Origin of the sequence: Pseudomonas sp. o96-267, from assembly GCF_003935465.1 — a bacterium.
Taxonomy (GTDB): Bacteria; Pseudomonadota; Gammaproteobacteria; order Pseudomonadales; family Pseudomonadaceae; genus Aquipseudomonas; species Aquipseudomonas sediminis.
This window is the reverse complement of sequence record NZ_RHQP01000061.1, coordinates 1-11,482: the sequence shown is the minus strand read 5'-3', so window position 1 is coordinate 11,482 and position 11,482 is coordinate 1. Positions and strand designations below refer to the sequence as shown.

General features: G+C 58.1%; 12 protein-coding genes and 1 pseudogene. 11 read left to right on the top strand and 2 right to left on the bottom strand.

Annotation, left to right across the window (positions count from 1 at the left end):
• Positions 1–195: 195 nt before the first annotated feature.
• On the bottom strand, positions 196–630 hold the full coding sequence (gene cadR / locus EGJ86_RS24220; protein ID WP_008175821.1) for a Cd(II)/Pb(II)-responsive transcriptional regulator: 435 nt from the start codon (positions 628–630) through the stop codon (positions 196–198).
• 98 nt (positions 631–728) lie between these two features.
• Here cadR and EGJ86_RS24215 point away from each other — a divergent pair, with 98 nt between their 5' ends.
• The 11 genes and pseudogenes from EGJ86_RS24215 to EGJ86_RS24165 all read left to right on the top strand — a co-directional run bounded on the left by EGJ86_RS24215 (position 729) and on the right by EGJ86_RS24165 (position 10,986).
• Positions 729–1,625: a cation transporter gene (locus EGJ86_RS24215; protein ID WP_008928737.1), complete on the top strand. Its 897-nt coding sequence runs from the start codon at positions 729–731 to the stop codon at positions 1,623–1,625.
• Positions 1,626–1,767: 142 nt separating this feature from the next.
• Entirely contained in the window at positions 1,768–2,529 is a 762-nt protein-coding gene (locus tag EGJ86_RS24210) for a ZIP family metal transporter (RefSeq protein WP_009686175.1), read from the top strand.
• Between the two features lie 294 nt (positions 2,530–2,823).
• Complete coding sequence (gene lnt / locus EGJ86_RS24205; protein WP_148100097.1) at positions 2,824–4,263, top strand: apolipoprotein N-acyltransferase; 1,440 nt, start codon at positions 2,824–2,826, stop codon at positions 4,261–4,263.
• Between the two features lie 53 nt (positions 4,264–4,316).
• Positions 4,317–4,838, top strand: coding sequence for a signal peptidase II (gene lspA, locus EGJ86_RS24200; protein WP_008930575.1), 522 nt, complete (start codon positions 4,317–4,319; stop codon positions 4,836–4,838).
• 128 nt (positions 4,839–4,966) lie between these two features.
• A pseudogene (locus EGJ86_RS24195) lies at positions 4,967–5,777 on the top strand (ISL3 family transposase); the annotation flags it as partial.
• Positions 5,778–5,961: 184 nt separating this feature from the next.
• Positions 5,962–6,168 carry a co-regulatory protein PtrA N-terminal domain-containing protein gene (locus EGJ86_RS24190; protein ID WP_003139535.1) on the top strand — a complete coding sequence of 69 codons (207 nt, stop codon included), beginning with the start codon at positions 5,962–5,964 and terminating at the stop codon, positions 6,166–6,168.
• A 193-nt stretch (positions 6,169–6,361) separates the two neighbouring features.
• Positions 6,362–8,185, top strand: coding sequence for a copper resistance system multicopper oxidase (locus tag EGJ86_RS24185; RefSeq protein WP_125836893.1), 1,824 nt, complete (start codon positions 6,362–6,364; stop codon positions 8,183–8,185).
• A gap of 12 nt (positions 8,186–8,197) precedes the next feature.
• Entirely contained in the window at positions 8,198–8,512 is a 315-nt protein-coding gene (locus EGJ86_RS24180; protein WP_009686150.1) for a hypothetical protein, read from the top strand.
• Positions 8,502–9,701, top strand: a complete 1,200-nt coding sequence (locus EGJ86_RS24175; RefSeq protein ID WP_125836892.1) for a copper resistance protein B — start codon at positions 8,502–8,504, stop codon at positions 9,699–9,701. The genes EGJ86_RS24180 and EGJ86_RS24175 overlap by 11 nt, the downstream gene beginning before the upstream one ends.
• 9 nt (positions 9,702–9,710) lie before the next feature.
• Positions 9,711–10,553, top strand: coding sequence for a cytochrome c (locus tag EGJ86_RS24170; RefSeq protein ID WP_003139525.1), 843 nt, complete (start codon positions 9,711–9,713; stop codon positions 10,551–10,553).
• A complete protein-coding gene (locus EGJ86_RS24165; protein WP_003246746.1) occupies positions 10,543–10,986 on the top strand; it encodes a DUF411 domain-containing protein in 444 nt (147 codons plus the stop codon). The genes EGJ86_RS24170 and EGJ86_RS24165 overlap by 11 nt, the downstream gene beginning before the upstream one ends.
• Before the next feature lie 177 nt (positions 10,987–11,163).
• Here the strand turns inward: EGJ86_RS24165 and EGJ86_RS24160 are convergent.
• Positions 11,164–11,482 (bottom strand): OprD family outer membrane porin (locus EGJ86_RS24160; RefSeq protein ID WP_256672501.1); only part of this gene is annotated, 319 nt, incomplete at its 5' end.

Genomic DNA, 11,482 nt, shown 5'->3' with positions numbered 1-11,482 from the left:
TGGTAACAAAATCAGCAATCCGCCCTGGGTCAAATTTCAATCGGCAGGGTGGGTCAATTTTCCATCAGCGCCAACAGCCCGTGGTAAACGGCTGATCCTTTTGTAGCGCTTACGGGCTTGACCTTGCCCAGTGAGGCTTCGCGATCAACACACCATGCATTCACAATGTCACTGCAAGGTCCGGCATGTCTCTGCTCAGTCCTTACGGCCTGAGCTAGCCCTATACAGCTGTTGTTTGCTCTCCTCGCTGATCCCCGTCAGGATGCCGCAGGCATTGATCTCCCGACCCTCGTTGCAACTCGCCCTCAGTGAAACGAGTTGTTGCTCAAGCGCTTGCAGAGCAGTTATCTGCGACCGCACATGAGAGATGTGGTCATCGAGCATGGCGTTGACGGCGGTACAGGGCTGGCGAGGGTCGTCCTGATAGCTCTGTAGCTCGCGAATCTCTGTCAGTGACAGGTCCAGAATTCGGCAGCGGCGGATAAAGGCAAGCCACTCGCCATGCTTCTCGGTATAGACACGGTAACCATTCTCCTGCCGTTCTGGCGGCGGCAACAGGCCCTGCTGCTCATAGAAGCGGATCGTCTGCGTGTCGATACCCGCTATCTGGGCTAACTGACCAATGCGCATCAGGCTTACTCCTCAACGGATCATCTGTCCCATTGACCTTATAGTAGCTATATAGTTTTTAATACTAGCAATCTATGTTGGTTAACTGGAGCCGTATCGTGAGTAAAGCCTGTGGTGGCCCATGTAGCTGCGATGCAACGCCTGCAGCGGATACCGATATGCCGGTCTCCTCCGAAGCGTCAGGGGAATGGGTCAGCGTGTATGCTGTGCCGAAGATGGATTGTCCCTCAGAAGAACGGATGATCCGCTTGGCGCTGAACGGCTTTGATGAGATTCGAACGCTGTCCTTCGACTTGTCGAACCGCCGATTGGAGGTCGTGCATGACGGCGAGGCTGAGCCCATTACCGCGAAACTGGCGACCTTGGGGCTAGGCGCCTCTCTTCAGGAAACCGTCATTGCCGACCCAGAGACGATCAAGGCCGCTGAGAGCTCGGCAGTCTCTGCTACGCAGGAGTCAGGCACTCTGCGCGTGTTGCTCGGTATCAATGCGATCATGTTCGTGGTGGAAATGACTGCTGGCCTGATCGCCCAGTCTACCGGCCTGATCGCTGATTCCCTGGATATGTTTGCCGATGCAGCCGTCTATGGCCTGGCTCTCTATGCCGTAGGGCGCAGTGCGAAAATGCAGGTACGTGCCGCGCATCTGGCAGGGGTACTGCAACTGATTTTGGCTATCGGCGTACTCGTCGAGGTGGTGCGACGCTTTGTTTTCGGTAGTGAGCCTGAATCGCTGATGATGATGGCGATCGCCTTCGTCGCGTTGATCGCCAATACCGGTTGCCTGCTGTTGATATCCAAGCACCGCGAAGGCGGCGCGCATATGAAGGCAAGCTGGATATTCTCGGCCAATGATGTGGTGATCAACATGGGCGTCATCGCCGCCGGTGCCTTGGTCGCCTGGACGGGGTCCAGCTACCCTGACCTGATTATCGGTACCATCGTGGGCCTGATCGTCCTCAACGGCGCTCGGCGCATCCTGGCGCTCAAGGGGTGAGGCTGCACGGTACGCAGCTATCGATGCCTGGGACACTTGATCGAAGTGGCTGTACAAGCGCGCTAGGCCTGAACGACAGCATATAGCGCGAAGGCTCGGAGCCAGCAAGGTAGCGTATCTAGGAATCAACCAAGGAAGGAAGATGATGGATAGTATCTGGCTGGTACTCGGCCTGGCGCTGTTGCCCGCCTTAGGCAATTTTAGTGGTGGGCTCGCTGCGGAGGCCTCCCGAACTACCGGGCGCCGTCTCAATTACGCCCTTCACGGCGCTGCCGGCCTCGTCATTGCGGTGGTGGCGGTTGAAATCATGCCGCGCGTGCTAGAGAACCTCTCAGCCTGGGTAATCGCCCTCGCTTTCGCGCTGGGCGGCATTGCTTACGTAGGTATCGAGAAGCTCGTTGAGAGTCTCCAGAAGCGACAAGGCCAGCAGGGAGAAGGCGGTCAGACGAGTGTCTGGATGATCTATATCGCCGTATCCATCGACCTGTTCAGCGATGGCCTCCTGATCGGGGCGGGGTCGGCGGTCTCACCGTCGGTCGCGATAATCCTGGCGGCGGGTCAGGTTCTCGCCGATGTTCCTGAGGGCTTTGCGACGATCGCCACCATGAAAGATAAAGGAATCCCTCGTAGCAAGCGGATACTGCTCTCTGCTTCCTTCGCGATTCCTGTGCTCTCGGCAGCCGTCTTTGCTTACTTCGTACTCAGGAACCAGCCGGAGGCATTTAAGCTAGCGGCACTGACGTTCACGGCAGGCCTTCTCACGGTCGCTGCCATCGAAGATATGGTCTCCGAGGCTCACGAGAGCGGTGACGATACGCACATCTCACCGCTGGCTTTCATAGGCGGCTTCGTCCTGTTCGTTCTGGTATCAGCGGGCTTGGAAGGGGTGGTATCGCAAAGCTAACGTACTGCTCCCCAACACAGCCACTGTCGTGCTGGCCGAATACGAAGCAGCTCCCAGCTTACGGCGCACCTAGTCGAGTCCAGAAACATTCACTTTGCCACCCTGGCCAGCCGGCCGAATGAATTGACGCAGCTTGATTAAGCGGAGCAAGAAAGCATGAGCCACAGGGTTGATCCTGGATTCGGAGGCGAGAGAGCATTGGGTGATAAGTGCGCGCTACCCTCTAGCTTATACACGGGCGTGCGCTATAAGCCGCTTCTGACAGGGGGGATGGCTCTACTTGCTGGAGGCGCCATGCCGCTTGCCTTTGCCCCTGTGGGCTGGGCATGGCTTGCGGTGATCGCTCTGGCAACATTTTTTGTCCTGACCGCGCAGTCTTCAAGGCGTCAGGCGCTGTGGTCGGCCTACCTCTTTGGCCTTGGCTACTTCGGCGTGGGTGTCTCCTGGGTCTTTATCAGCATTAGCCAGTACGGCAATGGCCCCGTGGTGGCGGTGTTAGTCACGGCGGCCTTTGTCTCGCTGCTCGCCCTCTTTCCATGGGGCGTCGCGTACCTCGTGCGCTGCCTGCGCCCTGAGATGGATGCAATGGCACTCTGGCTAGGGCTACCTGCGGCATGGGTGCTGAGTGAATGGATGCGCACCTGGTTCTTGACCGGCTTTCCCTGGCTCTTCATTGGCTACAGCCAGACCGACACCACACTTGCCACTATCGCTCCCGTCTTTGGCGTGCTTGGCGTGAGTTTACTGGTGGCACTTCTCGCTGGCGGGCTTGCCTGGGTTGTCCAGGGGCCAAGCCTGCGCCGTGCTGCGGTAGTCGGTGCCGTGTTAGTCGCTACCCTCGCCGGCTTGCAACTGCTGGATCGTGAATGGACGCAGCCAGCCGCTGACCCGATCGATGTCGTCCTCTTGCAAGGAAACATCGCGCAAGACAAGAAATGGGACCCGAGATACCGGGACATCACACTTGAGCGCTATCAGGCGCTTACCGCGCAGCATCTCGGAGCCGATATCGTGATCTGGCCAGAAGCGGCAATCCCGATGCGGCATGACCAGGCCAAAGCATATCTTGCTGAGCTTGAGGCGTTAGCCGATCAGGCAGGCACATCGTTAATGATTGGCGTCCCGGTACGCGAGGCGGAGGGCCGTACCTACAACGCCGTGGTAAGCCTCTCCGATCCCTCAGGCTTCTACTACAAACGCCACCTGGTGCCCTTCGGTGAATATGTTCCGTTTCGGGATCTTTTGGGGTCGGCCCTCGACGTGCTCGGGGCGCCCATGTCCGACTTCACACCGGGACGGGAAGCGCACGTCCTGAATGCAGCAGGGGTGCCCGTAGGGGCACTCATCTGCTACGAGGCGGTCTTTGGTGCCGAAGTCACTGAGCTTCTGCCCGAAGCGCAGTTACTGGTGAATGTCAGCAACGATGCCTGGTTCGGCAGCTCGCTCGGCCCCCTCCAGCATTTCCAGATGGCACGCATGCGTGCCATCGAAACCGGACGTGACCTTCTTCGAGCCACGAACACCGGTATCACAGCAGCCATCAATCATGAGGGCAAAGTGCTCAAGCGTGCTCCGCAGTTCGAAGTGGCCACCCTCAGCGCCGAAGTGACACCGCGAACTGGCGCGCCCCCTTATGTGCGCTGGCGGGATTGGCCTGTCCTTGGCCTGACCGCACTCGGACTCGGCCTGCTCCTGCTCCGTCGAATTCGTCGGCATCATCGGTTGGGTACATGACGCTTGTTATTTAGCAGCGAGCAAATTCTAGATTGGGTCAGGAGGAAGGGGATATGTCTACTTATGGCAGTCGGCTCGCAGAGAAAGCCCACGAGCCGGGAAAGGCGATGCGCTGGCTGTGGCTCTCGCTCCTGTTACTGTTTGTCGATCAGGCGAGCAAGTACCTTGCCAGCACCATGCTAGCGCATGGTGAAAGCGTGCCTGCCGCACCCTTCTTCAATTGGGTCCACCGCCACAATACGGGGGCGGCCTTCAGCTTTCTCGCGGATGTCGGCGGTTGGCAGCAGCCGCTTTTCATCGGACTGGCCCTGGTTATCTCGATATTACTGGTGTACTGGCTTTGGCGTTCACCACGCGTACTGAGTTATCGGCTCGCCCTCAGTGCGATCCTCGGCGGCGCGTTGGGCAATGTCGCAGATCGCTTGCGGTTAGGCTACGTAGAGGATTTTCTCGATTTTCACTATGCCCAGTGGCACTGGCCATCGTTCAACCTAGCGGACGTATGGATCTTCCTCGGTGTCGCCCTCTTCATTTGGGCGGAAATACGACATCAACCAGGCAGCCGCCGCCGCTGAATCGCCTAGCGTCTTCGCTATCGCATGCTTGACTTCCGGAATAGGCGCGTCCTGGGCCTTGATAAGGCGGCACGCCTTCATGAGCCAGCTGTACGTTCCTGATGCACGACTGCTGCCAAGGGCTCTGCTGCATCCTAACCAATCTGGAAGAGCGCACCCTGCTGGACCTGCTACCCGGTCGTCAGCAAGAGAGGGTGACAAGACGCCTCATGAGCATGGCCAACCGCCACCAGGTCGAGATCGTCAGCATGGACATGTGGAAGCCCTACCGCCGCGCCTTCCAGACGGTGCTGCCACAGGCCCGTATCGTGGTCGATAAGTTCCACGTCGTGCGCATGGCCAACGAGGCCTTAGAGAAGATCCGCAAAGGCCTAAGGAAGGAGTTGAAGCCCAATCAGCGCCGGACCCTCAAAGGTGACCGGAAAATCCTGCTGAAGCGCGCTCACGACGTTTCAGACCGCGAACGGCTCATCATGGAGACCTGGACAGGAGCATTCCCCCCAGCTCTTGGCGGCTTACGAGCACAAGGAGCGCTTCTACCATATCTGGGACTGTACCAATCGGCGTGGTGCCGAACAGGCTCTCGCCACCTGGATTGACAACATCCCTCAGGGGCAGAAGGAGGTTTGGAAGGATCTCGTCAGCGCCGTCAGTGGCTGGCGTGAAGAGATGCTGACCTACTTTGAGACCGACATCCCGATCACCAACGCTTTCACGTAGTCGATAAACCGCCTAGCCAAGGACAAAAACCGTGATGGCCGGGGCTATTCGTTCGAGGTAATGCGAGCCCGGATGCTCTATACCACCAAGCACAAGAAGAAGGCGCCACAAGTCAAGGAATCCCCGTTTCTGGGCAGAGCCACCATGACCTACAACATGGGACTCCCCGAGCCTGAGAAGAACTTCGGTGTCGATCTATCAACCTTCTGGAAGGACTAAGGGTTGGATGGGGCTGGAAGGCCCATCAACCACTTAATCCGGATACCCGAAAGAAATAGCAACCTGACAGAACTGTAATGTTCGGCTCAGGTTGCTGACAGGCCCTCTTAGTTAACGTGACATCGAGCCTAAAGCTCGGCCTCTGCAGTTGCAGGGACCACTTAACTTACGAGGAATACCCAAAATGAAATCGATCAAAGCTCTGCTTGTAGTTACTGCTCTGAGCATCTCCAGCTTGGCAATGGCTGAAGGTGGTGCTGACCGAACCTTCGCGCGCATGGAGCAGGCACGCCAGACGTCTCTGGAGGCCTACCGGGTGGCCCAGCAGCAGAAAGTTGAGGCTCCTGTAGCCAGCAGTCCAACCGAGCAAGCAGAGCACACCAACTGCTGAAGTCATCTACCTTACAGAAATGTAATCACCCGGATGGTTGGGATATGGCAGTTTCATACTGCTCATCGTCGGTAAGGCTTGTGCAATGCACCGACGTGGAAAGTTGAGGGGTAAATCCCCGACATTGAAGCAGCCATGAACCCGAGACCGGGCACACCATCACCGGCTCATTTGACGGATTGGACAAAACGGCATGCAAAGCAAAACCACAAGGCGCACCTTCGTCAAAGGCCTGGCAGCCACCGGTATTATCGGCGGACTTGGCCTGTGGCGCACGCCGGTCTGGGCGGTGAACAGCCCCGGCCAGCCCAACGTACTGACTGGTAACGAATTCGACCTATTCATCGGTGAAACCCCGGTGAACATCACCGGCGCAGCGCGTACCGCCATGACGATCAATGGCTCGCTGCCCGGCCCGATCCTGCGCTGGCGGGAGGGCGAGACCGTGACGTTGCGCGTACGCAACCGCCTCAAGGAGGACACGTCCATTCACTGGCACGGCATTATCCTGCCGGCGAACATGGATGGCGTTCCGGGCCTGAGCTTCCATGGAATCGCGCCTGATGGCATGTATGAGTACAAGTTCAAGGTCAATCAGAATGGTACCTACTGGTATCACAGCCACTCGGGGCTCCAGGAGCAAGTTGGGGTATACGGCGCGCTGGTCATCGATGCCAAAGAGCCCGAACCCTTCAGTTACGACCGCGACTACGTCGTGCTGCTGAGCGACTGGACCGATGAAAACCCATCTCGGGTTCTGGCCAAGCTGAAGAAGCAATCGGACTACTACAACCAGCACAAGCGAACCGTGGGCGACTTCATCGATGACGTGAGCGAGATGGGGTGGTCCGCTGCGGTAGCCGATCGCAAGATGTGGGCCGAGATGAAGATGAGCCCGACGGATCTCGCTGACGTCAGTGGCTACACCTACACCTACCTGATGAATGGCCAGGCACCTGATGGCAACTGGACCGGCATATTCAAACCAGGCGAAAAGATCCGCCTGCGGTTCATTAATGCCTCGGCTATGACCTATTTCGATGTGCGCATCCCCGGACTGAAGATGACTGTGGTTGCGGCCGATGGTCTGCACGTCAAACCGGTCAGCGTCGACGAGTTCCGTATCGCCGTGGCCGAGACCTACGACGTGATCATCGAACCAGACAGCGAACAGGCCTATACCGTGTTTGCCCAATCCATGGACCGCACTGGCTATGCGCGCGGCACCCTTGCTGTACAGGAGGGGTTGAGTGCACCAGTACCCAGCCCCGACCCGCGTCCGCTGATTGCCATGGGCGACATGGGTATGGATCACGGCAGCATGGGCGGTATGGATCACGGGAACATGGCCGGAATGGACCACGGCAGTATGGCGGGCATGGATCATGGGAGCATGCAGGGTGGCATGGCCGGCATGGATCACAGCCAGATGGCTGGAATGGATCATTCGGGCATGGCAGGCATGGCAGGCATGGCAGGCATGGCAGGTGCCATGCAGGCACACCCAGCCTCAGAGACCAACAACCCGCTGGTCGATATGCAAACCATGACACCAACGCATAAGTTGGACGACCCAGGTATTGGTTTGCGAGACAACGGCCGACGCGTCCTCACGTACTCTGACCTGCGCAGCACCTTCCTCGACCCGGATGGTCGCGAACCAAGTCGCACCATCGAGCTGCACCTTACCGGGCACATGGAGAAATTCTCCTGGTCCTTCGATGGCATCAAGTTCTCTGACGCCGAGCCTCTGCGCCTCAAGTACGGCGAGCGTGTTCGCATCACGCTGGTCAACGACACCATGATGACTCATCCGATCCATCTTCATGGCATGTGGAGCGACCTGGAGGATGCGAACGGCAATTTCCTGGTGCGTAAACACACCATCGACATGCCGCCAGGTTCCAAGCGCAGCTATCGAGTGACTGCCGATGCGTTGGGTCGTTGGGCCTATCACTGCCACCTGTTGCTCCACATGGAAATGGGCATGTTCCGTGAAGTTCGTGTGGATGAGTAAAGGAGATTTCTGATGAGCACTTTTATGAAGCGAAATGCCCTGGCTGGCAGCGCAGTCATGTTCAGCCTATTGGCTGCCCTGCACGCACCGGTTTCGTTGGCAGGTGAGGGGCACAGTGAGCACGAACAACATGCTGCCGAGTCGGCTGTGCCCAAGACCGCCAGTGGCAATCACGCAGATCAGTCGAAGGATAAGGCGGCTGGCCAGCATATGGATCATGGCGCCATGGATCACGGAGACATGAAGCATGACGGCATGAATCACGAAAACATGATGGATAAGCATGGCGGCACCGAAGCCGAAGCAGGTTCGAACCATGACCACTAGGTTTTCACGTCCATCTCTCTTGGCGCTGGCTGTGTCGCTGAGTGCGTTCAGCGGCGGCGTTACTTTGGCTGCGGAAGAAATGGATCATTCGGCAATGGGGCACGGCACCATGTCGATGGACCATAGCCAGATGAGCCACGGCGCTACCAAAGCGCCGATGGAGGGCATGGATCACAGCAAGATGGACCATGGTGCCATGCAGGGTGCTTCGGGCAGCATGGATCATAGCCAGATGGGCCACAGCCAGAGCCAGAGCCAAGAAAAGGCTCCAGCCATGGACCACAGCAAGATGGATCACGGCGCCATGCAGGGTGCTTCGGGCAGCATGGATCATAGCCAGATGGGCCACGGCCAGAGCCAAGAGAAGGCCCAGGCTATGGATCACAGCAAGATGGGGCATGGCGCCATGCAAGGACAGATGGAGGGCATGGATCATTCAAAGATGAACCATGGCTCCGCTGAAGCCCCGAGAACCACCAGCCGTACGCCGATTCCCGTTCTGACGGATGCTGATCGCCAAGCGGCTTTCCCGCCATTACCTAGCCACAAGGTTCACGACAGCGCCATCAACAGTTTTTTCCTGCTCGATCAGCTCGTATACCAGGACGCAGATGAGGGCAGCACCCTGGCCTGGGATGCGTCGGGCTGGGTAGGCGGTGATATCAACCGGGTCTGGTTCCGCTCCGAAGGCGAGCGTACCAACGGCGTGACCGAGGATGCTGAATTACAGCTGCTGTACGGCCGCTCGATCGGCCCTTGGTGGGATGTCGTCGCGGGCGTTCGCCAGGACTTCAAACCGGAGTCGCCGCAGACTTGGGCCGCCTTCGGTATCCAGGGCATGGCGCTTTACGCCTTTGAGGCCGAAGCCACGGCCTTCGTCGGCGAGAATGGCCAAACTGCTGCCCGACTGGAGGGCGAGTACGACATTCTGCTGACCAACCGGCTGATTCTCCAGCCAACTGCCGAAATGAACTTCTACGGCAAGAACGATCCTGAGCGAGGTGTGGGGTCTGGGTTGGCAAATACCGAGCTCGGCTTGCGTCTGCGTTACGAGATTGTCAGGCAGTTTGCCCCCTATATCGGGGTTTCCTGGAGCCGCTCCTATGGCAACACGGCAGACATGGTGCGCGACGAGGGCGGTGATGTAGACGAGGCGCGTTTTGTCGCCGGTATCCGGATGTGGTTTTGAGAACCTGACATGAAAAGAACAATTAAAACTTTGGTGGCGGCCGGCGTGGTCGGTAGCACAGCTGTCCTGGCCGGCGCCTACTTTGGCGTGGTCAACGTGGGGGCCGACGATCCCCATTTTCCTGCAGTGCATGCGTTTCTCACGATGGCCCGTGACCGCTCTATCGAAGTCCGTTCGCGGGACATCGAGGTTCCCAACCTGGATGATCAAGCTCTTATTCGCGCCGGTGCGGGCAACTACAACTCCATGTGTATCGGCTGTCATTTGGCGCCAGGTGTGGCGGAGACCGAGCTAAGCCAATCGCTTTATCCTGCGCCCCCCAACCTCGCCAAGATCGGTGTCGATGGCAATCCGTCAGCAGCGTTCTGGGTGATCAAGCATGGCATCAAGGCAACGGGTATGCCTGCGTGGGGCAAGAGCATGGGAGACGAGTACATCTGGGGCATGGTTGCCTTCCTCAACCAACTGCCGACGATGGATGCCAAGCAATACCAAACACTCGTCGCATCCAGTGGCGGCCATCAGCACGGTGGTGGGGAAACGCAGATGCATAACCATGAAGGACAGCACGGCGACAACAAGCCTGGCCATCATGACAATAGTGGCGGTGGCGATGACCATCATGGATCAGGTGATGCTGGAGAGCCTGGTCATCACGATGCCGCGGCTACGGATAGCGAGGGTGGCTCCGCACCTAAGGCAGGTCACCATTCGGATATGAGTGGCGATGACCACCATGCTGGGGATGAGGCGTCGTCCAACGGAGGTGATCATCACGCCGAGCAGGCTCCGAACGCCTCGCCCAAGACCCACACCCACGCCGATGGCAAAGAGCACGTGCATGAAAGCTAAATATCTGGCCTTGCTGGCCGCTCTCTCCGTCACATCTGCAGTTCAAGCAGCTGATGCCCTGACGATTGATGTCCATCGTGATGCCAATTGCGGATGTTGCAAGAAGTGGATTTCACACCTCGAAGCGAATGGCTTCAAAGTCGTCGACCATGTTGAAAGCAACATGACAGCAGTGAAGCAAAGACTGGGCGTCGCGCCACGGTTAGCGTCTTGCCACACCGCGGTGATTGACGGCAAGTTCGTCGAAGGTCATGTGCCGGCGGCTCAGGTCATCGAACTCACCAAGCGCGATGATCTGCTGGGCATCGCTGTTCCCGGGATGCCGGCGGGCTCCCCCGGCATGGAAGTCGATGGCGTACAGCATGCCTACCAGGTCATTGGCTTGACCAAGACGGGTTCTGATCAGGTCGTTGCAGAATATCCCGCCCAGTAGTACTGCCTGCCAGCACGGCCGCTTGTGTGTAGTGGCCGACTCATTTTCATACGTCCTTTAACCTAAGTAAAAAAGGCGCCCTAGGGCGCCAAGGGCTGTCTCCAAACCAAAGGAGCACTACGAGGGGACAGCAGGACCAAGGAGCGAGCGGGCAATCAACCCGCTCGCTTGCCAGGGTTAGAGAACTTCCAGCGGGTACTCGACAATCAGGCGGAACTCATCCAAATCCGACTCGAAGTCGGTGGCGCGAGTCGTGGCTTGTCGAATGCGAAAGGACATGTCCTTCAACGACCCAGACTGCACAACGTACTTGGCCTCGATGTCCCGCTCCCAGCGCTTCTGGTTGGTCAACGGATCGCCGTTGTCATCACGGCGCATATAGACTTCGTTGGCGTCGCTGTAGTCGGCATCCCAGCCCTGAGGGTGTACGAATTTTTGTGTAACCGACTCATGAGCGACACTGTCGCTCCGAACCGGAGACACCATGAGCAAGACG

Bases quoted from the DNA above. Each gene is read 5' to 3' on its own strand.
- EGJ86_RS24175 (WP_125836892.1), top strand. From the start codon at position 8,502: ATGACCACTAGGTTTTCACGTCCATCTCTCTTGGCGCTGGCTGTGTCG.
- EGJ86_RS24165 (WP_003246746.1), top strand. From the start codon at position 10,543: ATGAAAGCTAAATATCTGGCCTTGCTGGCCGCTCTCTCCGTCACATCT.
- cadR (WP_008175821.1), bottom strand. From the start codon at position 630: ATGCGCATTGGTCAGTTAGCCCAGATAGCGGGTATCGACACGCAGACG.
- EGJ86_RS24170 (WP_003139525.1), top strand. From the start codon at position 9,711: ATGAAAAGAACAATTAAAACTTTGGTGGCGGCCGGCGTGGTCGGTAGC.
- EGJ86_RS24180 (WP_009686150.1), top strand. From the start codon at position 8,198: ATGAGCACTTTTATGAAGCGAAATGCCCTGGCTGGCAGCGCAGTCATG.
- lnt (WP_148100097.1), top strand. From the start codon at position 2,824: ATGCCGCTTGCCTTTGCCCCTGTGGGCTGGGCATGGCTTGCGGTGATC.
- lspA (WP_008930575.1), top strand. From the start codon at position 4,317: ATGTCTACTTATGGCAGTCGGCTCGCAGAGAAAGCCCACGAGCCGGGA.
- EGJ86_RS24190 (WP_003139535.1), top strand. From the start codon at position 5,962: ATGAAATCGATCAAAGCTCTGCTTGTAGTTACTGCTCTGAGCATCTCC.
- EGJ86_RS24185 (WP_125836893.1), top strand. From the start codon at position 6,362: ATGCAAAGCAAAACCACAAGGCGCACCTTCGTCAAAGGCCTGGCAGCC.
- EGJ86_RS24210 (WP_009686175.1), top strand. From the start codon at position 1,768: ATGATGGATAGTATCTGGCTGGTACTCGGCCTGGCGCTGTTGCCCGCC.